This is a genomic window from Xaviernesmea rhizosphaerae (assembly GCF_001938945.1).
Classification (GTDB): domain Bacteria; phylum Pseudomonadota; class Alphaproteobacteria; order Rhizobiales; family Rhizobiaceae; genus Xaviernesmea; species Xaviernesmea rhizosphaerae.
The window spans coordinates 289,101-314,403 of the sequence record NZ_MKIO01000021.1; the positions used below are offsets into that span (position 1 = coordinate 289,101).

General features: G+C 61.4%; 23 protein-coding genes. 13 read left to right on the forward strand and 10 right to left on the reverse strand.

The window, feature by feature from the left end:
* The 10 genes from BJF92_RS05190 to BJF92_RS05230 all read left to right on the forward strand — a co-directional run bounded on the left by BJF92_RS05190 (position 1) and on the right by BJF92_RS05230 (position 10,925).
* On the forward strand, positions 1 to 630 hold the full coding sequence (locus BJF92_RS05190; protein WP_075633694.1) for a hypothetical protein: 630 nt from the start codon (positions 1 to 3) through the stop codon (positions 628 to 630).
* Positions 618 to 1,049, forward strand: a complete 432-nt coding sequence (locus tag BJF92_RS05195; protein WP_075633695.1) for a DUF6950 family protein — start codon at positions 618 to 620, stop codon at positions 1,047 to 1,049. Before BJF92_RS05190 ends, BJF92_RS05195 begins: the two co-directional genes overlap by 13 nt.
* Positions 1,050 to 1,055: 6 nt before the next feature.
* Positions 1,056 to 6,422, forward strand: coding sequence for a phage tail protein (locus BJF92_RS05200; RefSeq protein WP_143523904.1), 5,367 nt, complete (start codon positions 1,056 to 1,058; stop codon positions 6,420 to 6,422).
* On the forward strand, positions 6,419 to 6,622 hold the full coding sequence (locus BJF92_RS05205; RefSeq protein ID WP_075633697.1) for a hypothetical protein: 204 nt from the start codon (positions 6,419 to 6,421) through the stop codon (positions 6,620 to 6,622). The genes BJF92_RS05200 and BJF92_RS05205 overlap by 4 nt, the downstream gene beginning before the upstream one ends.
* The gene (locus tag BJF92_RS05210; RefSeq protein ID WP_075633698.1) at positions 6,597 to 7,955 is read left to right on the forward strand and encodes a tail fiber domain-containing protein; all 1,359 of its coding nucleotides are present in this window, start codon (positions 6,597 to 6,599) and stop codon (positions 7,953 to 7,955) included. Before BJF92_RS05205 ends, BJF92_RS05210 begins: the two co-directional genes overlap by 26 nt.
* Positions 7,956 to 8,026: 71 nt before the next feature.
* Complete coding sequence (locus BJF92_RS05220; protein ID WP_078057846.1) at positions 8,027 to 8,719, forward strand: TIGR02594 family protein; 693 nt, start codon at positions 8,027 to 8,029, stop codon at positions 8,717 to 8,719.
* A 12-nt stretch (positions 8,720 to 8,731) separates the two neighbouring features.
* The gene (locus tag BJF92_RS25710; RefSeq protein WP_198931523.1) at positions 8,732 to 8,905 is read left to right on the forward strand and encodes a hypothetical protein; all 174 of its coding nucleotides are present in this window, start codon (positions 8,732 to 8,734) and stop codon (positions 8,903 to 8,905) included.
* A 52-nt stretch (positions 8,906 to 8,957) separates the two neighbouring features.
* Positions 8,958 to 9,368 (forward strand): hypothetical protein, encoded by a 411-nt coding sequence (locus BJF92_RS05225; RefSeq protein ID WP_143523905.1) that lies wholly within the window; start codon positions 8,958 to 8,960, stop codon positions 9,366 to 9,368.
* Positions 9,369 to 9,402: 34 nt separating this feature from the next.
* Positions 9,403 to 9,558, forward strand: coding sequence for a hypothetical protein (locus BJF92_RS25470; protein ID WP_158032191.1), 156 nt, complete (start codon positions 9,403 to 9,405; stop codon positions 9,556 to 9,558).
* Positions 9,558 to 10,925, forward strand: a complete 1,368-nt coding sequence (locus tag BJF92_RS05230) for a hypothetical protein (RefSeq protein ID WP_143523906.1) — start codon at positions 9,558 to 9,560, stop codon at positions 10,923 to 10,925. The genes BJF92_RS25470 and BJF92_RS05230 overlap by 1 nt, the downstream gene beginning before the upstream one ends.
* A 241-nt stretch (positions 10,926 to 11,166) precedes the next feature.
* On the opposite strand, the gene BJF92_RS24990 is transcribed toward BJF92_RS05230, so the two are convergent.
* The 8 genes from BJF92_RS24990 to BJF92_RS05275 form a co-directional block, all read right to left on the reverse strand.
* Positions 11,167 to 11,940 carry a hypothetical protein gene (locus BJF92_RS24990; protein WP_143523907.1) on the reverse strand — a complete coding sequence of 258 codons (774 nt, stop codon included), beginning with the start codon at positions 11,938 to 11,940 and terminating at the stop codon, positions 11,167 to 11,169.
* 26 nt (positions 11,941 to 11,966) lie between these two features.
* Positions 11,967 to 12,167 (reverse strand): hypothetical protein, encoded by a 201-nt coding sequence (locus BJF92_RS24995; protein WP_075633947.1) that lies wholly within the window; start codon positions 12,165 to 12,167, stop codon positions 11,967 to 11,969.
* A 38-nt stretch (positions 12,168 to 12,205) separates the two neighbouring features.
* A complete protein-coding gene (locus BJF92_RS05250; RefSeq protein ID WP_075633703.1) occupies positions 12,206 to 12,412 on the reverse strand; it encodes a hypothetical protein in 207 nt (68 codons plus the stop codon).
* Positions 12,413 to 12,557: 145 nt separating this feature from the next.
* Positions 12,558 to 13,193, reverse strand: coding sequence for an SOS response-associated peptidase (locus BJF92_RS05255; RefSeq protein ID WP_075633704.1), 636 nt, complete (start codon positions 13,191 to 13,193; stop codon positions 12,558 to 12,560).
* 9 nt (positions 13,194 to 13,202) lie between these two features.
* Entirely contained in the window at positions 13,203 to 13,970 is a 768-nt protein-coding gene (locus BJF92_RS24650; protein ID WP_143523908.1) for a hypothetical protein, read from the reverse strand.
* A 354-nt stretch (positions 13,971 to 14,324) separates the two neighbouring features.
* Positions 14,325 to 15,353, reverse strand: a complete 1,029-nt coding sequence (locus BJF92_RS05265; RefSeq protein ID WP_075633705.1) for a TIR domain-containing protein — start codon at positions 15,351 to 15,353, stop codon at positions 14,325 to 14,327.
* Between the two features lie 132 nt (positions 15,354 to 15,485).
* Entirely contained in the window at positions 15,486 to 15,980 is a 495-nt protein-coding gene (locus tag BJF92_RS05270) for a hypothetical protein (RefSeq protein ID WP_075633706.1), read from the reverse strand.
* A gap of 37 nt (positions 15,981 to 16,017) precedes the next feature.
* Positions 16,018 to 17,127, reverse strand: coding sequence for a site-specific integrase (locus BJF92_RS05275; RefSeq protein ID WP_075633707.1), 1,110 nt, complete (start codon positions 17,125 to 17,127; stop codon positions 16,018 to 16,020).
* A 92-nt stretch (positions 17,128 to 17,219) separates the two neighbouring features.
* Between BJF92_RS05275 and dusA the strand changes: the two genes are divergently transcribed.
* Positions 17,220 to 18,329: a tRNA dihydrouridine(20/20a) synthase DusA gene (gene dusA / locus BJF92_RS05280; RefSeq protein WP_075633708.1), complete on the forward strand. Its 1,110-nt coding sequence runs from the start codon at positions 17,220 to 17,222 to the stop codon at positions 18,327 to 18,329.
* Between the two features lie 183 nt (positions 18,330 to 18,512).
* Here the strand turns inward: dusA and BJF92_RS05285 are convergent, their stop codons facing one another.
* Complete coding sequence (locus BJF92_RS05285; RefSeq protein WP_027486412.1) at positions 18,513 to 18,725, reverse strand: cold-shock protein; 213 nt, start codon at positions 18,723 to 18,725, stop codon at positions 18,513 to 18,515.
* 746 nt (positions 18,726 to 19,471) lie between these two features.
* Here BJF92_RS05285 and BJF92_RS05290 point away from each other — a divergent pair.
* Both BJF92_RS05290 and BJF92_RS05295 read left to right on the forward strand, forming a co-directional pair.
* Positions 19,472 to 20,086, forward strand: coding sequence for a J domain-containing protein (locus tag BJF92_RS05290; protein ID WP_075633949.1), 615 nt, complete (start codon positions 19,472 to 19,474; stop codon positions 20,084 to 20,086).
* Positions 20,087 to 20,511: 425 nt separating this feature from the next.
* The gene (locus BJF92_RS05295) at positions 20,512 to 21,702 is read left to right on the forward strand and encodes a calcium-binding protein (RefSeq protein WP_075633709.1); all 1,191 of its coding nucleotides are present in this window, start codon (positions 20,512 to 20,514) and stop codon (positions 21,700 to 21,702) included.
* A gap of 374 nt (positions 21,703 to 22,076) precedes the next feature.
* Here the strand turns inward: BJF92_RS05295 and uvrB are convergent, their stop codons facing one another.
* A complete protein-coding gene (uvrB, locus tag BJF92_RS05300; RefSeq protein WP_075633950.1) occupies positions 22,077 to 25,181 on the reverse strand; it encodes an excinuclease ABC subunit UvrB in 3,105 nt (1,034 codons plus the stop codon).
* Between the last annotated feature and the right edge of the window lie 122 nt (positions 25,182 to 25,303).

Below are 25,303 nucleotides of genomic sequence, written 5' to 3' on the forward strand. Positions count from 1 at the left end.
ATGCGCGACGTTGATCCCGACTTCTTCGCCGCGCTCAAGAATGCGCGGCGTGACGGCATCGTGCCGCGCCGGATCGTGACAATCACGGCCAAGACCTGGCCTGACGCCAACGGCAACACCGCGCCGGTGCAGCGCAGCTTTTGGACCGATGTCGACGATGTCGTCTTTGATATCGTCAGCGGCATCACCGGTCAGATGGAAGCTCGCACCTGTTACGGCAATGTCGATCTGAAAGTTTCGTCGATCAAGCGGGTGTCCGATCTCACCATTCAGGAGGTGACGATCTCGGCAAGCCAGATCGCGCCGCCGGTGCAAAGCCTGATCCGAGATCAGGACGTTCGGCTCGGCAAAGTCGAGATCTTCGATTGTCTTCTGAGCCCGAAGTCTCGTCGCCCGGTCTCACTGCCGGAACTGGTGTGGCTGGGCGAGATCTCGGGCACTCCGATTTCGACGCCTAGCAGAGGCGAGGCCGGATCAATCACGATCAAGACCGTGTCAGACGCCATCATGATGCTGACCCGGAAGAACCCCGCCAAAAGCTCCTATCAGGAGCAGAAGAAGCGTGATGGGGATGAGTTCGGCAAATATTCCAATTCGGTCAAGGACTGGAAAATCAAATGGGGCATGTGATGACGCGGCGCGCCGGCTGGATTGGCGCCTATGCCGACCTGATCGACGAGACGCGCTCCGAGCCTTTCGCCTGGGGGCGCAATGATTGTGCAGTGGGCCTCTGCGCACGCGTGGTCGAGGTGCTGACAGGCGTCAACCCGGCCAGCCGCTTTGCTGGCCAGTTCGACGACGCGGCTTCAGCTTATCGCATCATGCGGGCCGAAGGTTTCGAGGATCTGGCTGATCTCGTCGCGTCCATCCTGCCGGAATATGACCATCCGTCCGAAGCGCAGATCGGCGATCTTGTCGCTGTGGCGAACGACACGCCTTTCCGCCACGCGCTCGGCGTCTGCAATGGCGAGCGCATTTTCGTGTTGACCGAAACCGGTCTCGGCACGCTGGACCGGCGCCAAGCCGTCAGGGCATTCAAGGTCGGCTGACCCTTCATGAAAAAACTGTCTTTGCTTCTCAACGCCCTTGGCTTCTGGCTGATGGCGGAGCCGGCGCATGCCGCATTCGTCGCTGCTATCCCCGCCTTTCTGACGGCGATCGGCAGCACGGCGATCGGCAAGCTGGTGCTCGGCGTCATTGCCATGGCTGCGCATTCGCTGCTGGGGAAGGCGCTGGCGCCGAAGCAGAAGGCGCGCACGGGCGTCAAGCTGGATATCGAGATTGGCGACGACCGGCCCGTGTCGGCCGTGCTCGGCTATTATGCTGCTCCCGGCCGGCGCAAATATGCCGGCACCTGGGGTTCATCCAACCGCCACTTCGTCGACGTGATCGAGATCGCCAGCCTGCCGTCTGCGGGCCTGCGCGGGATGTGGATCGACGACGAGCGCTGCACCATCCTGTGGAATGAACCGGACGAAGACGGTCGCGGCTATCCGATCAAGGAGTTCCGCAAAGACGACAAGGATCACGCGTGGATCATCTTCCACGACGGAACACAGACTGCAGCGGACGCCTATCTGGTCGAGCATTTCGGCACGCACGAAAAGCGGCCCTGGACATCGGCCATGGTCGGGCGGGGCATCACCTATGCGGTGATGACCTATCGCTATTCCGACAAATACTGGTCGGGCGTGCCGGCCTGCATCTTCGAGCCGCAGTCGATCCCGCTCTATGACATCCGCAAGGACTCGACGGCTGGCGGCAACGGCTCGCATCGCTGGGATAACCCGGCGACATGGGAGCCGTCCGTCAACCCCGTCGTGCTCAAGTACAACATCATCCGCGGCATCTTCCACAAGGGCGAATGGTTCTATGGCGGGCGCAATGTCGCTGCCCATCGTCTGCCAGCGTCGAACTGGATTGCGGGGGCCAATGAGGCGGGCCGTCTCCTCGTCATCCCCGGCCAGGATACCGAGCCGCAGTTTCGCGCGGGTATCGAGATCTCGGGCGATATCGAGCCGTTGGAGCTGGTCGACGATCTGCGCGCGGCCGCCAATGCCCGCATTGCCGAAGTAGGCGGCATCTTCAAAGTTCAGGTCGGCGGCTTCGGTGCGCCGGTCCTGGCGATCACGGATGCCGATATCGTCATCACGAAGGGGCAGAGCTTCGAGCCGTTCCCCCGGATCGAAGAGACGGTTAACGGCATCAATGCGACCTATCCGAACCCGGATGAAAAATGGAAGTCGAAGGACGCGCCGCCGCTTTATGACGCCGATCTCGAAGCGGACGACGGCGACCGCCGGCTGACGGCTGACGTGCAGTTCCCGGCCGTTCCCTTCGCGCGGCAGACGCAGCGCCTGATGCGCGCCATGCTCAAGGAGGAGCGGCGCTTTCGCGTCCATCAATTCTTCCTGCCGCCGGAAGCCTGGGTTCTGGAGCCTGCGGTCGACGTCATCACATGGACGAGCGCACGCAATCGCTACGTCAACAAGCGCTTCCTTGTCGTCGACATCGAGGGCGAGCTAACGATGAATCAGCTCGTCACGCTCAAGGAAATCGACCCATCCGATTATGACCCGGATGCAGCGGCCGTGCTGCCGACGCCCTCGGGCTGGATCGGCCGCATCGAAGAGCCCGTGCAGATCATGCAGGGCTGGACGGCAGAGGCCGAGACGATCCTTGACGCCGATGGGCGCACGCGCCGGCCGGCAATCCGGGTGCGCTGTGCCACCAATCTGGACGATGTGCGCGCCGTGCATGTCAAGGTGCGGCTCAAGACGAGCGGCGCCGTGCTGTTTGACAGCGACGCGCAGCGCTATGACCCCGCCTCGGCATCGTGGCTCTTGTCGGGCGCATGGTGCCTGCCTGCGACAGACTTCGAGGTGTCGGGCCGCCTGATCCCCATCAGCGCGCGCGATACGGCTTGGGGCGCCTGGCTGCCGGTTCGCACGCCGGATGTGCGGCTGTCGATCGAGGAGCTGGCGGCGGAGGTCCAGGCGCAGCTGACGACGCTTAAAGCGTGGATCGACGACGGACTTGCGGACAAGGCGACGGCCACGGCCGAGGCGCTGGCAGAGGAGGCGCGCGAGCGGGCTGCAGCGATCGAGGCGCAAGCCGAAGCCCTGGCGCAAGAGGCAGAGGCGCGGGCGCAGGCGATTCATGCGCAGGCCGATGCTCTTGCGGTTGAGAGCGCGGAGCGCGCAGCGGCGATCTCGGCCGAGACGGACCAGCGGGCAGCCGCCGCCTTCGCTTCGGCGCGGCTGGTGCGCGGCGCCATGGACGATATCGCGGCCATCCGCAGCTATGTGACTGAGCTGAGCTATGACGGCAGCTTGCAGCGTGACGAGCTGCGCCGCTCGCTGAGCCTGCGGATCGGCGAGGTCTCCGCCAGCTTTAACGAGCGCATCACGGTTGCCCTCTCGCAAACCTCCGCCATCGCCGAGCGCGTCACGACGCTGGAGGTGACGGCGGGCAATCTCTCGGCGGCGATCACAGAAGTCGATACCGCGCGCGTCAATGATAACGAGGCCTTTGCGCAGCGGTTGGCGGCGCTGACGCTCGGCACGGACAATCAGTTCGATCCCGCGCGTCTCTGGGCTTTCGAAACGGGTGCGGAAGGCTGGGCCGGTTCGCCGGCCGTGCCGGTGGCCGCCGATGGCTGGCTTCGTCCGGCCAATGGCGCGGCCGATCCCTATATCACGTCGCCCACGGGGCTCGGCATCTCGGCCAATGCTTATCGCCAGCTGCGCGGCCGGCTGGAACTTACAGGCGCCCCGACCTGGGAAGGCCGGCTGTGGTGGCGCGGCCCGGCCGACACGACGTGGACGCTCGCGCGCTCTGTCACCATCGCTGCGCCTACGGTCGATAGCAATGGTGTCGGCCTGTTCACCTTTAATCCGTCGTGGAGCGGCACGATCGATGCCATTCGCCTCGATCTGGTGGAGGCGCAGACGGCGAGCGATGGTGTGCGCATCGACTGGCTGGCGATCGGCTCGCCTTCGCCAGGGGCCTCCCGTGCCGAGCTGTTGGCCGAGCAAAAGGCGCGGATCGACAGTGACAGCGCAATGGCGACCTCGATCACCTGGGTTCGGGCCGATCTGACGAGCATCGAAACGGATGTGACCGGTATCGCGTCCGGCGTCCAGGCCCTGACCAGCGATGTCGAGGCGATTGACGGGCGCGTGACGGCGCAGGGTGAGCAGCTTGTGACGCTGACGGCCGAGGTGGATGGCAAAGCCTCGTCCGAGGTGGTCGACCAGCTGCAGGCGACCGCGCAGGCTTTGTCCGGCATCACCAACACGATGCTGGCGCAGGGCAGTTCCGTGCGCGCCATTCGTTCCGTGGTCGACCCTCTGGCGATGGCCGGCATCGAGGCCGGTTTTGCCCGGCTGCTTGGCGATCAGGATAACCGCGAGGCAACCGCGCAGGCGACGCAGACGCTTAACACCCGCATCGAGCAGACCGGCAGCAGCCTTGCCATCCTCGCAGAGGCCACAACGAAGGTTCAGGCCGCGCTGGGTAACAAGGCCGAGTCCTCGGCCCTGGCCAGCCTGAGCAGCGATGTGCAGGCGGTCGCCGGCCGCGTCGATACCAGCGGCCGCGCCGTCACAGGTTTGCGCTCCACGCTGGACCCGATCGCCATGGGGTTGATCGAAGCCGGCTTTGCCCGCGCGCTTGGCGACCAGGAAAACCGCGAGGTGGTGGCCGAGGCGACGCAGACCTTGACCACGCGGATCGAGGCGACGCAGGGCAATATCGACGTGCTCGCCGAGGCGGTTACGGCAGTCCGGGCGCGGATCGGGCAGCTGGCGGAAGCCAGCGCTGTTGCAACGCTCGCCACGCGCGTCACGGCCACAGAGGGTTCAATCTCGTCGCAGGCCTCCTCGATCACGGCGCTCAACAGCGCGGTAGCCAACAAGGCCGAGGCGGCGGCTGTGTCCAGCCTCTCGCAGACGGTGACGGTCCAGGGCAATACGATTGCCTCGCAAGGCACGGCGATCACCAGCCTCAACAATGCGGTGGCGGGCAAGGCCTCGTCTTCGGCCCTATCCTCGCTTGCAAGCACTGTCTCGCAGCAGGGCGATGCACTGGCAACGCAGAGCACGGCGATCACCAACCTCAACAATGCGGTGGCCGGTAAGGCGTCCTCGGCCGCGCTCTCATCGCTCGACAGCAAGGTGACACAGCAAGGTGACGCCATCGCCACCCAGAGCATGGCGTTGACGAACCTGAGCAACGAAGTGGCGGGCAAAGCTTCGTCTTCGGCCCTATCCTCGCTTGCAAGCACGGTCTCCAGCCAAGGCGATGCGCTGGCGACGCAGAGCACGGCGATCACCAACCTCAACAATGCGGTGGCCGGTAAGGCGTCCTCCGCCGCGCTCTCCTCGCTCGACAGCAAGGTGACGACGCAGGGAGACACCATCGCCAGCCACAGTGCGGCGCTGACGTCACTGGGCAATGATCTGGCCGGCAAGGCTTCGGCATCCGCCCTGTCCTCGCTGTCCAACACGGTTTCGCAGCAAGGCAACACGATCAGCGCCCAAGGGCAGGCGATCACGTCGCTGACCGGATCGATCGCCAACAAGGCCGAGGCCTCGGCCGTGTCCACCTTGTCGCAGACGGTGCAGGACCAGGGCGGCCAGATCTCGGCCAATGCCTTCGCCCTGACACAGGTGCAAGCATCGCTCAATGGCGTGACCGCCAATGCAAAGCTGAAGATCGAGGCAGTGGCCGGGCCGGAGGGTTATTCGCGGATCGGCTTCTACACCAGCGTCGACAGCAATGGGCAGACGCGGGCGCAAGGCCTTTACCTCGACCAGCCGACCGACCCGAGCAAGAAAGCGCGCGTCGTCGTCGATGCAGAGGGGTTCGCCATCATCGACGGTAGCGGCGGCAATCCGAACACGTTTTTCGCGGTCGAGAATGGCGTCACCGTCATTCCCGAAGCCCGTATCGGCACGATCACCACGGACAAAGTGATCATCTTGGATAATGCGGTCAAGGAAGACGCGATCGACAATCAGGCGGTGGCGCAGATTTACACCTGGCAGGCCGGCAACGTCATGACGCATTCGTCAGGCGTCACCAACATCGCGCAGACCGAGGATCTTCCCAAGGATGCGCAGGACGTTCTGGTGATCCTTGGCGATGTGCGCGTGCGCGCCAGCGTGCTCGATGCCGCCAACGCGCCGATGAATGTGACGGTCTCGCTCTACTGGGGCTCCACGTACATCTCTGAAGCTTACGTCGAACTCGATCGCGTCACGCCGCGCGGCAAGACGGTCCAGATCCAGGGCGTTTTGAAGGACGGCGCCGGGTCTCAGCCCCTTTACCTCAAGCTCAGCAAGGACGTGACGGGCACCGTCACCATCGGCTTGCGCACGCTCAACACCACCCGAAACAAGAAGGCGCTCCCGCGATGAGCATGAAAGTCCCGATATCCGCCGTCGTCGAACTCGGCGAGGTGGCCGCGCACCGCGACCATCTTATCAACCGCAACCTTTTGCTGGCGCAGCTGGTGGCCGACCAGCAGGCGCGCATCGCGGAACTGGAAGCAGCCCTGCAGGCAGCGACCGCAACCGAGAAGGAGAACGCCGATGGCGCTGCCAACGTACTACGGTGACGGCACGGCCACCGTGAACGCCAATGACGTGCAGGTGACCGGCCAGGGGACGCAGTGGATCGCGGCCGGCGCGGATGGCAATGATTATTTCCAGGCGGCGGGCCTGTCGGTGCGTATCGCGTCGATCAATAGCGCCACCAGCCTGACGCTGGCCAGACCCTGGCCGGGCGCCTCGCGCAACGCCGCGACCTACGAAATCATGTATGCGCCGGAGGCGACCCGCGCCTTTGCCGCTGCGAACAAGGTGTTGGGCGCCCTCGGCAATGGCAATATTCAGGCGATCGCCGGTCTGGAGACGGTGGCGGACAAAATCATCTATTGGACGAGTGCGGGCGTTGCGGCGCTGACCGGCCTGACGGCAGCGGCGCGCAGCCTGATGGCCGCCACGTCGTTTTCCGATGCCTGCGCGGCGATCAAAGCGGTTTTCTCGGAAAATCCCGTCATCACCGGGTCTTTGAGATACAAGATCGGCGCGGCGGGGCAGGGTGTGATCATCGACGATATCGCGCGCACCGATGGTGTCTCGCGTTATCGGCGTTATTTCAACACCGACAACAGCGTGTCCTTTGCGCCGCACGACGCCAACGGCAACTGGCTTGGCACAGCGCATCGCATCGCGCAGGACCGGTCGAATATTTTCGTCAGCAACAGCCTGGTGATGCCGGGCTATGGCACTGGTCCCGGCGTCGGGATCGACGCCAACGGGCGGCTTAGCAACGCCGTGCCGTCGACGATGGAAAATGCGTACTATCAGCGTGGTGCGGTCGGCGAATATGCGCGCTTTTTTTATGGCGACATCTATCAAACGCCCACCCGGGTGGGGCAGATTTCCACCGATGGCCTGTCCGTTTCCTACGGCACGGCCTCCGACTATCGCCTCAAGACGGACGTGTCGCCGCTGGTCTCGTTTGCGATCGATCCTGACGAGTTCGCCGGGATGGACAATGCGCTTCTGCGCGTCATGGGCATGCGCCCGGTCTCCTATCGCCGCGTTGACGATCCGGCCGCTGCACTCCAGACGGGCTTTATCGCCCATGAGCTGCAATCCGTCGCCCCGCATGCCGTGACCGGCGTCAGGGATGCCCTTCAGGATGTCGGCCGCCTGGAGATCGACGAAACCGAGCACACTCCGGCAGCGACTTACGAGAATGTGCCCGCAGACAACGCTGCCGGCGGGCGATGGACCAAAACGGGGAAGTCTGCCGTCTATCAGACCGTCGATCATTCCAAGATCACGCCAGACCTCACTGCCGCTTTGCAGGCTCTGACGCTGATGGTGCTGGATCAGGAAAAGCGCATCGCGACGCTCGAAGCACCGACCGCCAGCGCCTGACGATGACGGGCGCTCCGGCGTCCGATCCTTCATAGGCCGACAGGGTCGGCATCTTTCAAAAGGACATCACCATGAAAACGATCCTGGATATTCAGGAGCGGCTGATTTCTCGTGGCTTCTCGGTCGGGAAATCGGGCGCGGACGGCATCAAGGGCCGCGATACCGATGCGGCACTGATCGCCTTCAAGCGCTCGGTCGGCCTGCCCGTGAACCCGTCCGTCGATGCCGACACGCTGGAAAAGCTGTTTGGCTTTCGCGTGGCGGACGCCAAGCCGGTCGGCAACGGCGAACCGGATTGGCTCACCTTCGCGCGGCGCTATTCCGGCCTCTCGGAAATCAAGGGGCGCGCGCATGCGCCGGAAATCCTGGAGATGTGGCGCATTCTCGGCCTGTCGTATCGCGATGACGAAACGCCTTGGTGCGCGGCCTTTGTCGGGTTCGTGCTGGAGAGCTGCGGGTTCGCGTCCACGCGCTCGGCCTGGGCGCGGTCCTATGAGAACTGGGGGCAAGGCATCAAGGCGCCGGCGGTTGGCGCTGTCGTCACCTTCAAGCGCGATGGCGGCGGGCATGTCGGCTTCGTCACCGGCCGGGACCAGCGCGGCTATCTGATGGTGCTTGGCGGCAATCAAGCCGATGCCGTCAACATCAAGCCCTTCGATCCCAAGCGCGTCACCGCCTACCGCTGGCCGCCCGGTCAGGCACTGCCAATCGGCGCCGTGCCTGTTGTCGCCAGCAATCAAGCCCTTTCCACGAACGAAGCCTGAAGGAGCATCGTCATGCAGAAATATTCCAAGGCCATCGGCGCCGCTCTCGGCGGGGCGGCAGCCGGCACGGTTGGTCTGCCGGTGCTGCCGGAGGGGACGCCCTGGTATGGTTATGTCGCGCTTTATGCTGTGTCGATCGGCCTGCCGGCGGTGCTGACCTATCTCGCCCCGCGCAACGCGGCCTGACGCCATGGAGAGGCTGGCAAAAATCGAAAGCGTGTGGAGCCGCTTCGGCTCCATGATCAATACGCTGCTGTTGGTCGGCATCCTCTTTGGCGGCGCCGTCAGCGTCGGCTCATACAAGACGGAGATGGAAGGAAAAATTTCCACGAATGCCAGCGAGATCAAGCAGCTGGAAAAGCGGCAGGACGACAAGTGGACAAACCATGACAACCTGCACAAAGAGCGGCAAACCGACATCGGCACCCAAAACGGCCGCAACGAGGAGCGATTTCGCGCGCTTGAGCGCGACGTGCAAAAGATCGACAAGCTGGATTACCGGCTCACCAGCACCGAGACGATCACCACCAACACGGCACAAGCCATCAAGGAACTGCAGGCGCTGATCAGCCAGCAGGCGGGCGACCTTCGCGAGGTCCGCGCGATCCTGCAGCGCCTTGAAGCCTCCGAACAGCGCCGCGTGCGCTGATCCTTTTACCCCCTCAAAATCTGGAGACATGACCATGGCGTCAACTCGCGCGCGGCTGGCCGTCGCGTATCTCGTCGGGCTCGGCCGGCTGCTGCCGTTTGCCCTGCCTGCCGCCTACACCGCCGCCATCAGCAGCGATGGCACATACCTCGTCGATGGCGAGGGCAACTACATCATGGGAGGCATCTGATGCCCGGATTGCTTGTAACCTCACTGAAGGAGTGGCGTCGCCAGCTCAATATGAGCGTTTGCGATATCATGGGCGACAGCCGTGCGGCTCAAGCCGGCGTCGCCGTCTTCGCGCCACCCGCACGTCACATCGGACTGTCCAACCTCTACTGGCTCAACTGGGCCAATGTCCTGACCGGACAGCGGATGAGCATCAACCGGCTGTTTGCATCCTCGGGCAAGCGGACGGATGAATATATCAATCTGTTCAAATCCGCGCGCGTCGCCAGCGATGCCGGTTGGGCGATCTGGAACTATCCGCTCGTCAACAATCTGGCGCAGGCGGAGGCTGGCTATACTCATGCCGTGACCGGCGCGACGATCACGACGGCAAATGTCGCCGCTGTGGCCTTCGCAGATTTGCAGGCGGAATGGGAAAGCGACCTAGCTGCCGGCAAGCGCCTGATCCTCCTGACCGAACCGGGTGCAACGAACCTCTCCGCCGCCAGCGTCCAGGCGTTGCATGACTTCAATCTGCGCCTCAAGTGCTGGGCCGAGGGCAAACCGGGCGTCTATCTGTTCGACTTCTGCGCACTGCTTTGGGCGGCCACGCAAAGCGGCAGCCTGATCCGATTCAAGCCGGGCGTTCTTCAGCCGTCTGACCCCACGCATTACAGTGCTCTGGGGGCCTATACGGTCGGCAAGGCCTTTGCCGACTTCCTCCGGAGTAACTTGCCGGCGCGCGACAGGGCCATCGCAGGGGTTCACGAGGCACGGCCCGCCAATCCGCGTCAGATTGTGGCAAACCCGTTCTTCATCACGACGAGTGGCGGCGCGACGGGCGCGAACATGACTGTTTCGAGTGGGACCGTCCCCGGAAACACCGCCATCTCCGCCACGGCAGCATGCTCGGTGGCGATTTCCAACGCTGACGCTGATTCAGGCAATATCTACGGCGGCAAGGCCATCACCTACGCGCTCACCGCTGGCGCCGCGGCGACGGTCGCGCGCATCGCGGCCGACAGTCCTCCAACCAGCTATTGGTCGGTTTCTGATATTCTGGAGACGGGTGTTGAGATCGACGTGGCCGCAAATGCCGGCGGCGCGCATGTCTACTCGACGCTTGAGATCAACACTGACAAGGGCTCGAAAAACGCTTGGTCGATGTATGGTCTGACATCGCAGGGCGCTGGGCCGACGGAAGCCTATCATATGTCGATGCGCACGGAGCCCGAGCCGCCGATCGATGGTTCCGTAACGGTGGGCTATGCTGCGCCGATCATCTACGTCGCCTTGGCGGCCAACGCGACGTGCTCGATCAGCGTGCAACGGCAGTGGGGCTATCGCCGCTACCCCGCAACGCCGCTGCCGGCCGTGCCTGTGGCTTGACGCCGGATCGACTCACGCATGCTGCGGCCGCCTTCGGGCGGCCGCTTTTGCAGGACGAGACCGTGATGCTGGCTTAGCCAGTAGGTTGCCTATTGGCTTCATCCTGATTCTGCGGAAGATTACATCTTCCAAAGAAAATGAAGGCAGTTCGAGCGTATTGACGTTGCCTTTTCACCCAATCGCTTCGTAAGCTTCGCAAATATATTAAAGGAAAATTACATGCTACTAGGGGTTATGATCTTTATGATCCGATAGTCTCCTGGGCAACCTGCAACAACATATCCGCTTTCGTGAAGGCGTTTCTGATCACCTGGAAGACGGGGCGCTCTTTTAGGCGACCATCGGAAAAAATCGGAAATGGATCGACGTTGACATCAAATTCTGCAGTAACGGAATTCTCCATCCTCGCCAGCCTGATGGTATTGTCGTCAATTCTCACCGGAGGTACATGGATACGCAATCTTCCTGTTCCGGCCTCCTGAAAGCGAACCTCAAATTCACGAATGTTGGAATTAACTCCCACGGCTGCAATAACGGCATGCTTATTTCGATTGACGTCCTTTGAGAAGTTTCGGAGATCTTCATCTCCTTTCCATGATCCTTCTGTTGCCCAATAAGGCTGTAACGCTTCAACAATAAATTCCTCTAATAAGTCGGTTAATTTCTTTTTCTTGAAAAATAATTTCAGATCGGCCTCGTTTTCATGCCATGGGAATGTCAGTGATTTATCTTCCTTCCCTGTTATTATTCTCATGCATTCAGAGTAAATTTGATCGAAAGAGTGCTTTATGTTCAACGAAGCATTGTGCAATTTCTGGTGAAAAATATCAGGTATCGGATTATTAACAACTGCAAGAACGGCTGTCTCCGTGTTTGCAAAGCTTCTCTTGAATTTTATCGACACAGCTCCTGATTTTACATACTCTTCCCATGCGGAATTCATGGAATCTATATCTGATGACGCCCATTCAAGCATTTTTCTTGGCGAAGTAAAATTCAATGCCGATGCCCCCATATGTTATTATTCCAGTTTTCGTGCTTTTAATTCAGCGATGCAAGCCAGTCGTCAAGCCAGTTCCGCAGGAATTTCATGTCATTTTCTTTGAGCGAGTATTTGAGCGGCCTGACAGGACAGGCTTCTTTAAAGGCTTGAACGGACATTCCGCAGTACGATGCAGCCTTCTGTAAAGAAAGAACTGCTGGCCAATACTCGCCGAGGCTTTTGCTGTTAGCATAGTTCATTTCGTTCTCAGGAGACCTCTGTCGTCTCGTAAACGCCGTCATGGCGATAGCAGCCCGCGTACCGCTTTCGTGATCGGCAGGATGATGCAAGCCGCCAGCATACACCAGACGGCGAGCGAATATGCGACCCCCCACCAAGGCATGGCCGGCGGCGCCTTTGCATCGTGGTCAATGATGGTCACGGCCTTGTCACGCTTGGGCATCTTAAAAATCATATCGGTTTGCGTTCTTTTAAGCTTGTTCATAAAAAGGATTTCCTGAAATGAATGAGGATCGGACCCAATACATTGCAAACATGCTAGCCCAGATGGCGCGGATGATCCCGGCGCGGGATCGGCCGCTGTTGGTCTATCTGATCGAGATGGCCGCAATGGAAGCGAGGGATGGGCCTCAGCTGTCCGGGGGCAAAAGCAGTAGCCCATTATCCGGCAATGGGCGCTGAAGCACCTTCGCCTCGGCCCAGTCTGCCCGCATCCAAACATCGACTTCCTCGGCTGTCGTGAGGATGACCGGCATGGCTTTCGGGTGGATGGGCTTGACCACGGCATTCGGCTCGGTGGTCAGGAAGCCGAAGAGATGATGCTCGCCTTCGCGGGGGTTCTTAATTGACCCGCGCGTTCCCTTCCAACCCGTCCAGATGCCGGCAAAGAAGGCGAGGGGCCTGTCTTCGTTGATGGCAAACCAGCGCTTGCGCTTCTTCGGCTTGGTGTCCTCCCATTCGCAAAAACTCGTCCACGGCACAACGCACCGGTTCTCGGGCCCGAGCCAGCGACGCCAGTGCGGCGAGGTGACATTGCGGATGTTGGTAACGCCCGTATCCGGCTTGTCGCCAAGGATAGAGGGCGGCGTGGGCATGCCCCAGGTCAGCCGATCCCAGGCTTCGCCATCTTCCGTTCTCCGCAGGACGGGCGCCGGACGATCGGGGTAGATGTCCATCGACGGTTCAAGGTTGCCGAGACGATCGAGCGCCTGCCGGAAGGCTCGCAGGGCTTCCTGGTTGGTGCTCACATTGTACAGATTGCACATTCCGTCCTCCTAGCGCTTCCCATGCTTGCGAAGGGTATCATAGGCGTCATCATGGATCGCCTGCCGGATTTTCTGATAGCAGAACTCGACCCGCACAGCGGCCTGGCGCGGGGTCTCCTCCCATCCCGCCGAGGGGTGATCAAGCTTGATCTGAGCAGGCGCGTGCGTCAGCAGCCACAGCCATTTCTCGCGATCGTCGGCGCTGAGAGCCGCGATCCGAAAAATCCGCCCGATAGCGATGGCGCCGTCAAAGCCGACATAGTCATCGCCATCCTGCCATGTGCGGGCCCATCGCAATTTTGGTTTTGAGTTCGGGGAGATCTGATGGCAGGGCATCCAGCCATTGGGCAGCGGAGCCGCTTTGCGCTTAGGCGCCTCGGTATTGGCGGGCCCATCCTGTCCCGGCTTGACGATGATGATGAGCTCAAAGGTCAACAACAGCGCCTCGACGATTCTCTCGACGATCCCTCTGACGGCGGACTGACCGTCCTCGCCACCCATGAGCAAACTTGCAAAAGCCTGTTCGTCGGAGACCTCAAGCAAGGCGCGCTCGATCACCTGCTGCACCGTTGCGTTGGGCGTCGGGCGACCCTCAAAGGAAAAGGCGAGCTGCCTGGCCATGCGCTCGATCATGCTGGCGGCGATCGGCGTGACCACTGTCAGATCTCTCTGCTTGCCGATGCCGACGCCGCCAAAGCGACGGCGATAGGATTGCGGCATCAGATGATAGTGCATCGAGATGCTCTGCCTTGCCCACTCGCGCAGATCGTCACTCACAATGCCACCTTGAACGTAGTCCTAGCCTTATGCCTTTAATCCTAAGGCATGACCGAACAGAGAGAGAACATCAAGGGGCTGAGAATCGGGATAGCGGCGGATAGCTATCCCGATTGGCGGCTGGACAGTATGCGTAAAATCTCAATTGAATGCGAAAGAGCGGAGGTGTCCAGAGCGGCTCTAAGTCAATGCAATTATTTGATTTCGTCACCCCGGCATGGGGTATAATAGTGGCAGTCAAATCAGTTAGTTAACGTCTACTATTGCAATTGTTATCGCAACCGCTGACAGCATTTTGTTTCTCATTGAGCTGCTCAAGTTGTCGCTGAAGACAGACCGGTCAAACCAACAGGCCTAGCTTATATTTCGGCCTTCGGATCGCGCTTTATCCTCGCGGAGAGAAAGCGCATCGGCATAAGCCAGTCGGATAGTCGCTGCCAATTGATCAGAGAAAAACGGCTTACTCTCCAAATATGCAGGCTGAGTATGCTTAACCTTTAGAAGCATTTCTGGATAAGCAGTGACAAAAACAATACCTGAATCGTGTGTCTTAAGTATTTCGTTGACTGCATCGATGCCACTGCTACCGTCTGCCAACGGTATTTCAGTTGTGATAATGTCTGGTTTGATTGCAATTGCCTTTTCAATTGCTTCCTTTGCTGTGCGGACGACTGCTCCTACAACAAATCCATGTTGTTGCATTATGGCAGCGATATCCTCAGCAATTAGCAGATCAGGTTCGACGACCATCGCGACGGGACGTAACGATTTCAATGTATCTAGCTTATGCCGGACGTCGTTGGCTTCAGAGATTGACTGCTGGAGTCTGCATTTCAGATCGTCCCGTTCAGCAGCTACTGCATCGAAGTCTGCTCGTGCCACTCTCGGAGAGAGGGCAAGCTTAGAAAGCGCGGATGTCAGGCCAGTCTCCCACCAAGAACGCTTCCGTTCAAAATTGTAATTCCCGCGCCCCTCGATACCTAATGTTTCCAGAATGAGTTGTCGAACCGTCTCCAGATCGCTCTTTGCGGTGATGTCCCACCCCTGTATTTGCCCCAGCGTGTTCGTTACATCAGTGAAAGTCACAGGAGGTACAACTATAGGAAGAGGTTTTAACGCGAGAGCCCAAGTACCGCCAAGTTCCATGACACAGAATCGGCTGTCTAAATATGAGGGTGTCATGAGGAGTATAACCAGCTTGGGGTGCTGAATTTGCTCACGCATATTTGTATTAAAATTGTGGCTAAGCGGATTTCCATGCCCCGGAAGACTGGAACAGAAAATCGATTTTTCTGGTACGCCGATGGCATCTGTAAGAAAATCAACAAGCAGTTCAGCAAGGTGCCGGTCGGCTACTGCATGGCTTATAAAAATTTCACTCATGGAAAAAGAACCTTGGGAGTAGTGTTTCCGTCTAGCGCCTCCGGCATGGGGTGCAGGACTTTGTTGTAAGGTCTACCATTGGCCTATCAATGACGCGGCATTCATCGTCCAATCTACTAACAGCCATCGGGCTCATTCGAGATCAGCCTCGTCTTCAAGCAGCTTAAGCGACCGCTTATCTATTCTGACAGTCGTTGATCTATCTCGCTTCCAGATAAGCGGCTGCACAAACCTCCATCTGACGTTTATTTCAATCGTTCCATCATCGCTTAGATCATCCCAGTTTGGTGGCTTCAATACGGGGAATAGCCGGTCGTCTTTTCCGTCCAAAACAACCGAAGTTTCGCCTCGCACTATCGAGGCTACGATGCCTCTAATTCCGTCATTTGTTGCAACGCGCATGACGTTGTCTTCTGAGCCGTTTGGCCATGACGCGATCAATGGGCGCTCACTGTTGTTGACGAGCCGTAGGAACGCCTTCCGTTGCTTGCCCCCTTCGATCAAAGGCTTGGCGACTAAGAACAAGGATGGGGCGTGCTTGTAGAAGCGATCCCACACAACAAAAAGGCCGGTCAGGATGCCGACGGCGGATCCAAAGAAGGTAAATATCGATGTCCATCCCGCCATTTGCCGCCCGTTTCCATCATCGCGTGTAAACCACTATCTATTTGTCGGCATGATGCGTCCAGGCCGCATGCAGCGCTTGGTGGGCCCGGAGGGGTTGCCATCCCTGATATTTGTCGGTGTCCCGGGTCTTAATATGTGCATAGCGTTTGAGCGATACCCATGACCGATGACCCGATACAGCGGCGACATGCGGGATCGTCCACCCCATCTCAAACAAACGCGAGATCCCTTCGTGCCGCAGGTCATGGAAATGCAAATCCTTGATATTGAGAAGGGCGCAGGCCCTTGTGAACGAGGCACTGACAGACTTCTCGTTGACGGGGAATATGCGCCCGTTACCCATAGGCTGCCGGTCAATAACGGCCAACGCCTCCGGCACGAGATCGCACCACACGTGATTTCCCATCTTTTCGCCCGGGTTCTTCATGTCCCGCACCAGCACGCGACTGTTGGGCCGGTCGAGGTCTTCCCATTGAATGCGGCAAATCTCCTCCTGTCGCCGCGTCGAAAACAGCGCGAAGATGATGATGTCCTGCATCGGCATCTTCAGGTCCGATCGAATGCTGCGATCGGCATAATGGGCAAGCAGGCGATCAAGCTCCTCAATCGATGGCCGGCGGTCGCGCTGGCGCGACTTGCTGATGGCGCCAATGTGCTTCAGCACCTTTCGTGCATCGGCCATCGCGGCGGCATCCAGTTCAACACCCCAAGCGGGCTTTGCAATGGCGAAGACGGACGAGAGAAAGGACAGGTAGTTGTCGACCGTCTGCGGGGTGCGCGTCTCGCCTAGCTCGCGTCCATAGGCAACGATGTCATGGCTCGCGATATCGCGGCATTTCTTCTGAGCGATCTCCGCCCCCTTAATGGCCTTCAGCACCTGGAGCTTCGTTCGCCCGAAGTCCCTGACGGTCTCACGCTCGTACCGCTCGATCGCCTGGGCCAATGTGATGTCGGTGCCCTTCGGCCGGAGCAGGACGCCTGGTGCGTTGAGTTCAGTCTCTCGCTTCTTGAGCCAGGCGTTCGCGGCCGGCCGACGATCAAAGGTCTGCGCCTCGGTGTGCACCACCTTGCCGTCTCGCCTTATCCTTATTTGCGCCGTATAAGCCTTCGTTCCATTGGCGCGCTTTCGCTCGGATATCGTTCCCATTGCGTTTGCTACAAGCCTCCCGTGGGTGCTACGCCGTAGCATTAGCACTGAGGGAAGGGGCGGGGAAGAACGCGAAAGAAGGAAAATCAGACATGAACGGAAACGGAATGAAGAACGAACAAGGGGTGAAGTCAGGCTATTTCAATGCCCCCCTCTTCGCCGTCGCACCTATGATCGATTGGACCGATCGTCACTACCGCGCCTTTGCCCGGACGATGACGCGACATGCTCTGCTTTACACCGAGATGATCGTCGCCGATGCCGTGTTGCGGGGCGATTGCCAGCGGCTGCTCGGCATGGATGCGGTCGAGCATCCGGTGGCGCTGCAGCTGGGAGGGCATGATCCGAAGAAGCTTGCCGACGCCGCGCGGATCGCCGTGGATTACGGCTATGCCGAGATCAATCTCAATGTCGGCTGTCCCTCGGACCGCGTGCAGTCCGGCACGTTCGGCGCCTGCCTGATGCTGACTCCCGATCTGGTGGCCGACTGCGTTTCGGCGATGAAGGCGGCGGTGGCCCTGCCCGTGACGGTGAAATGCCGCATCGGTGTCGACCAGCAGGAGCCGGAGATGGCGTTGCGCGCGCTGATCGATGCGGTGACCTGTGCTGGCGTCGATGCCGTCTGGGTCCATGCGCGCAAGGCCTGGCTCGAAGGGCTAAGCCCGAAGGAGAACCGCGAGATCCCGCCGCTCGATTATGGCCTCGTGAACAGGGTGAAGGCGGAGCGGCCGGAGCTGTTCATCGGCCTGAATGGCGGGCTGCAGACGCTAGAGGCGGCCTGCGCGCATCTTGGCGCCATCGATGGCGTTATGCTCGGCCGCGCCGCCTATCAGGACAGCGGCCTGCTCTCTGCCGTCGATGCGCGCTTCCCAGCCCTTGTCGGTGGCGAGGCAGGCCGGCTTGCGCCGCAGGAGCCGCTGACGGCGCGCGGGCATCGGGCGGATCCCGCTTTCTGGCAGGGCGTGGCGGAGACGATGGCGGCCTATGCCGGCCGGCACATCGCCGCCGGCGGCCGGCTGATCCATGTCACCCGCCATATGGTCGGCCTGTTTCAGGGATGGCCGGGCGCGCGCCGCTATCGCCAGATCCTCTCGGCCGATGCCGCGCGGCCCGGTGCCGGGCCGGAGGTGATCCTCAGGGCCTTCGATGCCGTTCTGGCTGCGGCCGATATGCGGCTTGAGGAAGCGACCGAGGCGGTTTGAACGCCTCCGGGCAATTTGCCCGATCCGCGTATCGGCCGGATTGGCGGTGTCGCCGCCTGTTCCCCCTTGGCCTGTTCCCCCTAACGGTCCGGCCTCAATGCAAAAAGGCGAGGGGATGCCTCGCCTTTCGCCCGTCTTGGAAAATCATGTCCGGCGGGCGCAAGGCCCAGCCGGGCGCGCGCCTTAGGCAGCGCGGATGTTGACGGCCTTCGGGCCCTTGCCCATGCGATCCGGCTCGGTGTCGAAGGTGACCTGCTGGCCGTCCTTCAGGGTCTGCAGGCCGGCAGCCTGGAGAGCGGAGATGTGGACGAATACGTCCTTCGCGCCGCCTTCCGGAGTGATGAAGCCGAAGCCCTTGTCCTGGTTGAAAAACTTTACGGTGCCCTTGGTGGCCATGGGGGAAGTCCTTTGATCCCTTAGAAAGTCAATGCCAGTCCCCCGCTTATGCCCTGAAGGGGCGGGAGGCCGGTCTGCGTCCAACCCGGCAGCGTCATCAACACGTGGCCGGGCAGTAGTCTGGATGTCACGTACGGGAGGAAAGAACATCTACGCCGAAGGCCCGCCATGCTGCCGACAGAACAAGCCGGTGACAGCACGAAACACCTCCCACCGCTGGCGCCGGATTCCGCGAGCCCTGGCGGATCGTCCATCACGGTGTCCACTCAGGCCTGCAGCGCCCCGGCCGGCGGCAACCACATCAGTCCAGTCTCCGGGATGAAACGCCCGAACGGTCGTGATCTGTGACAGAACAGCCCTGTTCTGGCAAGGTTTTTTTCCCGCGCGGCGCGTGTTCCAGGCCTTTTGCCGGCGCTTGCGAACGTTTTTTCCAGCCCACCCCCGGGCGGACGCAAAAGCGTCCTTTTTCCGGCCGAGTCTGGTCTCGACAGCGTGAACGATGATTCTGTTCCGACCGATGGCGCCATGAGCCCGGCCTGTGCAGGCTTTGGCCGGCGGGACGCAAAGCGGCTTGAAGTCGACGGCCGGGCGCGGTACCCCAGAGGTGGCGTCCGAGGGACCAGGCCGGCGATGCGTGCGGCCCGGCTAGCATGTTCGCAAATGGCGGACGGATGATGCGCCGATCAGGCGACAGGTGGCGCGCCATCGGCGGCGGGCGGACGGGCAAGCATGAAGGAGTGGGCCTGGTGATCGATCCCTATGAGCTTTTGGGCCTGGAACAGGGCGCGGATGCGGAGGCGATCCGGCTGGCCTATCGCAAGGCCGCCAAGGCTGCGCATCCGGACACCGGCGGCGATGCCGATGCCTTCGCCCAGCTCCAGACGGCCTATGAGCTTTTGCAGGACCCGGTGCGCCGCCGCGTCTATGACGATACCGGCTTCGATCCGGAATTGGCCGACCCCAAGGCACTCAAAGGTCTGATGATGCTCGAAAACCTCGTCAACGACATGATCCTCGACGAGCGCGAGCCCGGCAGTTTCGACCCCGTGGCGGCGATGCGCCGCAAGCTCTCCGACGATATCGTCAAGAGCCGCTTCCACATTCTCGAGCTGGAGCGCCACCGCACGCGCGTGCGCCACCATATCGACCGCCTGGGACGCCGCCCCGAGACCGACGTTCTCGGCGCGATGCTCACCGCGCGCGCGGCAACGATCACCGAGGCGATCCGCTCCGCCGAGCAGCAGATCGAAGCGATCGAACAGGCCTATGAGATGCTCTCAGGCTATTCCTACGAACTCGAGCATCCGCCCGTCGCCGTTCCGCTGGAGCGCGACGAGGCCGAGGCGCAGGCGGCGGAGTAGCCGCGGGCTTTCCCTATCGGATCTTCGCACTGAGACTCGGCCCTGGCCGATAGCTCAGACGGTGCGCCGTCGAGGCCGCGAACGGCCGCTTGCGATCCTGTGACACCGCGCATCCTGCTGGCTGCGCTTTGCGTTTCCCTCCCTTCCTCTCCCGCCGCGCCCCAGCCTTATGCTTGCCAAAGGGCGTCGCATCGGGCTGCTTGATGCTGTGATGAGCAGAGCCGCCGCCAGAGCCTAGGCCGCGGGAAATAAAGGCTGAGGATGCACAAAATTTCCCAGAACCAGGAGCAGGTTGCACAAAAACGCGCCTTGTGATTTCATGTAAGAATTCCCTGACTGATGGATGGAGCAGCAGGGAACATCCCCAAGGGATGCAGCCGCACCACGCGGTTTTTTCTAAGTCATTGAAAAGCAGGAATTTTCTGATGATTGGTGGAAATGTTAAACTCGAGCTTCTCTACCCCACGGTGAAGGAAGCGGCGATCGAGCCCGTCAGTGCGCCGGTGAGCGACACGGCGGTGGAATTCACGGCGAAGGATTTGCATCCCACAGGGCGTGCGCCCGTGGCAGTTCAGCACGACATCACGGGGTCGGTCTACACCTTTACGGTGACGGAAAACCGCTACTGGTTCTTCGACTTCCGCTCCGGCGGCGATGCCGCCAACACCTACAAGCTGACCTTCGACGCTCTGGGCGGCAGCAACAGCCTGTCGCTCCTGAATGCCGACATTCTGCGCAATGACATGGGCTTCAAGGCCACCGACGTGGTGGCCGGTGACAATGCGCTGAGCGTCAATCTTTCCGGCAAGCCCTATGGACCCGCCACGGAGCTCTCGGTGCAACTCGGTTTCCTCGTCAAGGGCACGGCGGGGAACGACACGCTCGAAGGCATGGCCGGCCGCGACCAGCTCGAAGGCGGCGATGGCAAGGACACGCTGATCGGCGGCGCCGGCGCGGATGCGCTGATCGGCGGCGCGGGGATCGATATCGCCTCCTACCGCACCGCCGGCAGCGGCGTCACCGTGGATCTGGTCAAGACCGCAGGCAATACCGGCGATGCCGCCGGCGACAGCTTCACCGCGATCGAGGGGCTGGAGGGCTCGAATTTCGACGATGCCCTCACGGGCTCGGCCGGTGCCAACACGCTGACCGGCCTTGATGGCAATGACAAGCTGTTCGGCCTGGGCGGCAATGACAGCCTCTATGGCGGCAATGGCAACGACACGATCGACGGCGGCGCGGGCAATGACCGGATCATCGGCGATCTCGGCAAGGACATCCTGACCGGCGGCGCCGGCAAGGACACGTTCTTCTTCCGCAATGTCGCCGATTCCACTACCTCGGCGGCCGGGCGCGACACCATCCTCGATTTCAACGGCAAGGCCGGCGACAAGATCAGCCTCAGCCTGATCGACGCGGACACCACCCATGCCGGCAACCAGGCCTTCACCTTCATCGGCACCAAGGGCTTCTCCGGCGATGCCGGCGAGCTGCGCTACAAGAAGCTCGGCGGCGACCTCTATGTCTATGCCGACATCAACGGCGACAAGAAGGCTGATTTCTCGCTGCATCTTGATGGGGTGAGCGATCTGCAGAAGGGGTATTTCATTCTGTGATGTGACTGACGTCCGCAGGGACGGTGCGAACGCATCGGACCGAATGGCGGCGTTCGAGGGCACCACGCAGATGCTTAAGCGGCGGTGTCCTCGTCATTGCACAGGGTTGGAGAAGAACTGACCCGCACGATGCTCTGATCAAGCTCGACCTCTCCCTTCCGCAATCCTCGAGCTTGTCCCTGAACTCTGCCGACGTCGATAAAATCGAACCGCTGCAGATATCAGGGGCAAGCCCGAGCATGGGGACAGAGTGAACAGCTCCCATCGGAGGCCTGTTCGAGCGGACCATCCGAAAATCGCATCAAAAATGCCGAGCCAACGACGCGCTTACGTCGTCTATTCTGATCAACGGCATCGATGACCAGTCTGACGGCCTACCGCCCAGGCCGCCCGGTCTTCCCCTTGGTCCGCCCCTTACGCTTCACCTCTGCCGGATCCTCATAAGACCCGACCCCCGTCTTCCCGCGCGCCAGCGGGCGCGGGTCGTCGGTGGCGCGCTCGGGCTGGCCTTCCATGAGCGGGGAGAAGCGCTTTTTGGTGCTGAGGCTTTCCTCGGGACGTTCGGGCAGGGCGCCGGAGACCGGCTTTTCGGTGCGGCCGACGGTCATTTCGTCCAGCGTGTTCTTGCGGAACAGCGGGCGGGCCGTGTCCGTGCCGGGGCCCATATCGTCGAGCGAGGGCTTCTGGAACAGGGAGGAGGAGTTCGCGGCCGAGCCCTTGCCTTCCGGGGCAGAGCTTCCTGCCTTCCCCGTCGTGCCTTCGGCACTCCGCGCCGGGCTTCCTGCTTTCCCGGTCGCGCCTTCGGCACTCTTCGCCAAGCTTCCTGCCTTCCCTGTCGCGCCTTCGGCGCTCCGCGCCTCTTGTCGGGCGATCGGGTCGTCCATGGTGGCGAGTTCGGCGGCCTTGAGGCGTTTGATCTCGTCGCGCAGGCGGGCGGCGGTCTCGAAGTCGAGGTCGGCGGCGGCGTTGCGCATCTGCTTTTCCAGCGCTTCCAGATGGGCGGCGAGGTTGTTGCCGACCATATGGCCGCCCGAGGCATAGCCCTTGCCGGTGGCGCCGGAAATATCGGCGCGGACATGATCGCGCTCATAGACCGAGTCGAGAATGTCGGAGATCTTGGCCTTCACCGATTCCGGCGTGATGCCGTGTTCGGTGTTGTAGGCCATCTGCTTCTCGCGCCGGCGCGCGGTCTCTTCCATGGCGCGGCTCATCGAGCCGGTGATGTTGTCGGCATAGAGGATGACCTTGCCGTCGACATTGCGCGCGGCGCGGCCGATCGTCTGAATAAGCGAGGTTTCCGAGCGCAGGAAACCTTCCTTGTCGGCATCGAGAATGGCGACGAAGCCGCATTCGGGAATGTCGAGGCCCTCGCGCAGCAGGTTGATGCCGACGAGCACGTCGAAAGCGCCGAGGCGCAGATCACGGATGATCTCGATGCGCTCCAGCGTGTCGATGTCGGAATGCATGTAGCGCACGCGGATGTTCTGCTCATGCAGATACTCGGTCAGATCCTCCGCCATGCGCTTGGTGAGCACGGTGACGAGGCTGCGATAGCCCTTGGCCGCGGTCTCGCGAATCTCGCCCAGAACGTCGTCCACCTGGGTCTTGGCCGAACGCACCTCCACCGGTGGGTCGATCAGGCCGGTCGGGCGGATCACCTGTTCGGCGAAGACGCCGCCGGACTGTTCCAGCTCCCAGCCGCCCGGCGTAGCCGAGACGGAAACCGTGTCGGGGCGCATGGCGTCCCATTCCTCGAAGCGCAGGGGACGGTTGTCCATGCAGGAGGGCAGGCGGAAGCCATATTCGGCCAGCGTCGCCTTGCGCCGGAAGTCGCCCCGATACATGCCGCCGATCTGCGGAACGGTGACGTGGCTTTCGTCGATGAACAGCAGGGCATTGTCCGGAATATATTCGAACAGGGTCGGCGGCGGCTCGCCTGGGCGGCGGCCGGTGAGATAGCGCGAATAGTTTTCGATGCCGGCGCAGGAGCCTGTGGCCTCCAGCATTTCGATGTCGTAGCGCGTGCGCTGCTCCAGCCGCTGCGCTTCCAGCAGGCGGCCGGCCTTTTCCAGCTCGGCCAGACGCAGCTTCAGTTCTTCCTTGATCGCCTTGATCGCTCCGTTCAGCGTCGGGCGCGGGGTGACATAGTGCGAATTGGCGTAGATCTTCACCGATTTCAGGTCGCCAGTCTTCTGCCCGGTCAGCGGATCGAATTCGGTGATCGCATCGATCTCGTCGCCGAACATGGAGATGCGCCAGGCGGCATCCTCCAGGTGGGCGGGGAAGATCTCGATCGTATCGCCGCGCACGCGGAAGGAGCCGCGTACGAAGTCCATGTCGCGCCGCTTATATTGCTGTGCCACGAGGTCGGCCAGCAATTGCCGCTGGTCCAGCCGGTCGCCCACCGCCATCTGGAAGGTCATGGCCGTATAGGTCTCGACCGAACCGATACCGTAGATGCAGGAGACCGAGGCGACGATGATCACATCGTCGCGCTCCAGGAGCGAGCGGGTGGCGGAGTGGCGCATGCGGTCGATCTGCTCGTTGATCGAGCTTTCCTTCTCGATGAACGTATCCGAGCGCGGCACATAGGCTTCCGGCTGGTAGTAATCGTAATAGGAGACGAAATATTCGACCGCGTTTTCGGGGAAGAAGTTCTTGAACTCGGAATAGAGCTGCGCCGCCAGCGTCTTGTTCGGCGCGAGGATCACGGCGGGGCGCTGGGTCTCCTCGATCACCTTGGCCATGGTAAAGGTCTTGCCCGAGCCGGTGACGCCGAGCAGCACCTGGCTGCGCTCGCCGGATTTCAGGCCCTCGACCAGATCGGCGATCGCGGTCGGCTGGTCGCCGGAGGGCTTGTATTCCGTGACCATGCGGATCGGCACGCCGCCTTCGGATTTTTCCGGGCGATGGGGGCGGTGCGGGGTCCAGAGCTTGCCGTCCTTGAACAGGGGATTACCGCTCTCGATCAGTTTCGACAGGGCCTCGACCGTCGCCGTCACCGCGCTCGGTCCTTCAAGCCCGGCGCTGTCAGGCACGGAGACCGCCTTGCTCTTTCCCGCCTTAGTCTTCGCGCCGAAGCCGAGCGCTTCGGCCTGCTCCAGCGTCACATCCAGCCCGGCCACGGGGTTGAGGCCGGCGGCGGCACGCGCCTTCGGATCGCTGGAGGACCCCATGGAAGTGCCGCGCGACGATTTGCCTGGGGACGATTTGCCCGATCCGGCCGTCTTTCCCGCAGCCTTCGCCTTGGTCGGCGCGGCATCGCTCTGCTTCTCCCGCGCGGCGGCCTGCTCCACCTGCTTGCGGTGGCGACCGGCGCGGGAGGCGACGTCGTGGCGGGTCTCGATGCTTTCGGCCTCCGCCATGCGCTGCAGCTCCTCCGCCCAGTCGGCAACGTTGGAGGAGAGCGGTGTCGCGGACTCGAAAGAGGCCTGCGGCGCTTCGCCGAAGCCGTCGGATGTGTTCTTGGATCTGGCCATGGCGGGAATATGGAGGGAGTCCGCGGGAAAGAAAAGGGTGCGGCGGAACAAAGGGGGATCGTTTTTAGCGCATCGGGCCGACAACCGGTCCCCGGCTTTCGGCCCGATGCAAAAACAAAATC

Excerpts from the sequence above, each read along its gene's own strand:
- BJF92_RS05250 (WP_075633703.1), bottom strand. The coding sequence starts at position 12,412 with ATGAACAAGCTTAAAAGAACGCAAACCGATATGATTTTTAAGATGCCC.
- BJF92_RS24990 (WP_143523907.1), bottom strand. The coding sequence starts at position 11,940 with ATGGGGGCATCGGCATTGAATTTTACTTCGCCAAGAAAAATGCTTGAA.
- BJF92_RS25710 (WP_198931523.1), top strand. The coding sequence starts at position 8,732 with ATGCAGAAATATTCCAAGGCCATCGGCGCCGCTCTCGGCGGGGCGGCA.
- BJF92_RS05270 (WP_075633706.1), bottom strand. The coding sequence starts at position 15,980 with ATGGCGGGATGGACATCGATATTTACCTTCTTTGGATCCGCCGTCGGC.
- BJF92_RS05275 (WP_075633707.1), bottom strand. The coding sequence starts at position 17,127 with ATGGGAACGATATCCGAGCGAAAGCGCGCCAATGGAACGAAGGCTTAT.
- BJF92_RS05220 (WP_078057846.1), top strand. The coding sequence starts at position 8,027 with ATGAAAACGATCCTGGATATTCAGGAGCGGCTGATTTCTCGTGGCTTC.
- BJF92_RS05195 (WP_075633695.1), top strand. The coding sequence starts at position 618 with ATGGGGCATGTGATGACGCGGCGCGCCGGCTGGATTGGCGCCTATGCC.
- BJF92_RS05200 (WP_143523904.1), top strand. The coding sequence starts at position 1,056 with ATGAAAAAACTGTCTTTGCTTCTCAACGCCCTTGGCTTCTGGCTGATG.
- BJF92_RS05255 (WP_075633704.1), bottom strand. The coding sequence starts at position 13,193 with ATGTGCAATCTGTACAATGTGAGCACCAACCAGGAAGCCCTGCGAGCC.
- BJF92_RS05285 (WP_027486412.1), bottom strand. The coding sequence starts at position 18,725 with ATGGCCACCAAGGGCACCGTAAAGTTTTTCAACCAGGACAAGGGCTTC.
- dusA (WP_075633708.1), top strand. The coding sequence starts at position 17,220 with ATGAACGGAAACGGAATGAAGAACGAACAAGGGGTGAAGTCAGGCTAT.
- BJF92_RS05230 (WP_143523906.1), top strand. The coding sequence starts at position 9,558 with ATGCCCGGATTGCTTGTAACCTCACTGAAGGAGTGGCGTCGCCAGCTC.
- BJF92_RS05205 (WP_075633697.1), top strand. The coding sequence starts at position 6,419 with ATGAGCATGAAAGTCCCGATATCCGCCGTCGTCGAACTCGGCGAGGTG.
- BJF92_RS05190 (WP_075633694.1), top strand. The coding sequence starts at position 1 with ATGCGCGACGTTGATCCCGACTTCTTCGCCGCGCTCAAGAATGCGCGG.
- BJF92_RS05225 (WP_143523905.1), top strand. The coding sequence starts at position 8,958 with ATGATCAATACGCTGCTGTTGGTCGGCATCCTCTTTGGCGGCGCCGTC.
- BJF92_RS25470 (WP_158032191.1), top strand. The coding sequence starts at position 9,403 with ATGGCGTCAACTCGCGCGCGGCTGGCCGTCGCGTATCTCGTCGGGCTC.
- BJF92_RS05295 (WP_075633709.1), top strand. The coding sequence starts at position 20,512 with ATGATTGGTGGAAATGTTAAACTCGAGCTTCTCTACCCCACGGTGAAG.
- BJF92_RS05210 (WP_075633698.1), top strand. The coding sequence starts at position 6,597 with ATGGCGCTGCCAACGTACTACGGTGACGGCACGGCCACCGTGAACGCC.
- BJF92_RS05265 (WP_075633705.1), bottom strand. The coding sequence starts at position 15,353 with ATGAGTGAAATTTTTATAAGCCATGCAGTAGCCGACCGGCACCTTGCT.
- uvrB (WP_075633950.1), bottom strand. The coding sequence starts at position 25,181 with ATGGCCAGATCCAAGAACACATCCGACGGCTTCGGCGAAGCGCCGCAG.
- BJF92_RS24995 (WP_075633947.1), bottom strand. The coding sequence starts at position 12,167 with ATGAACTATGCTAACAGCAAAAGCCTCGGCGAGTATTGGCCAGCAGTT.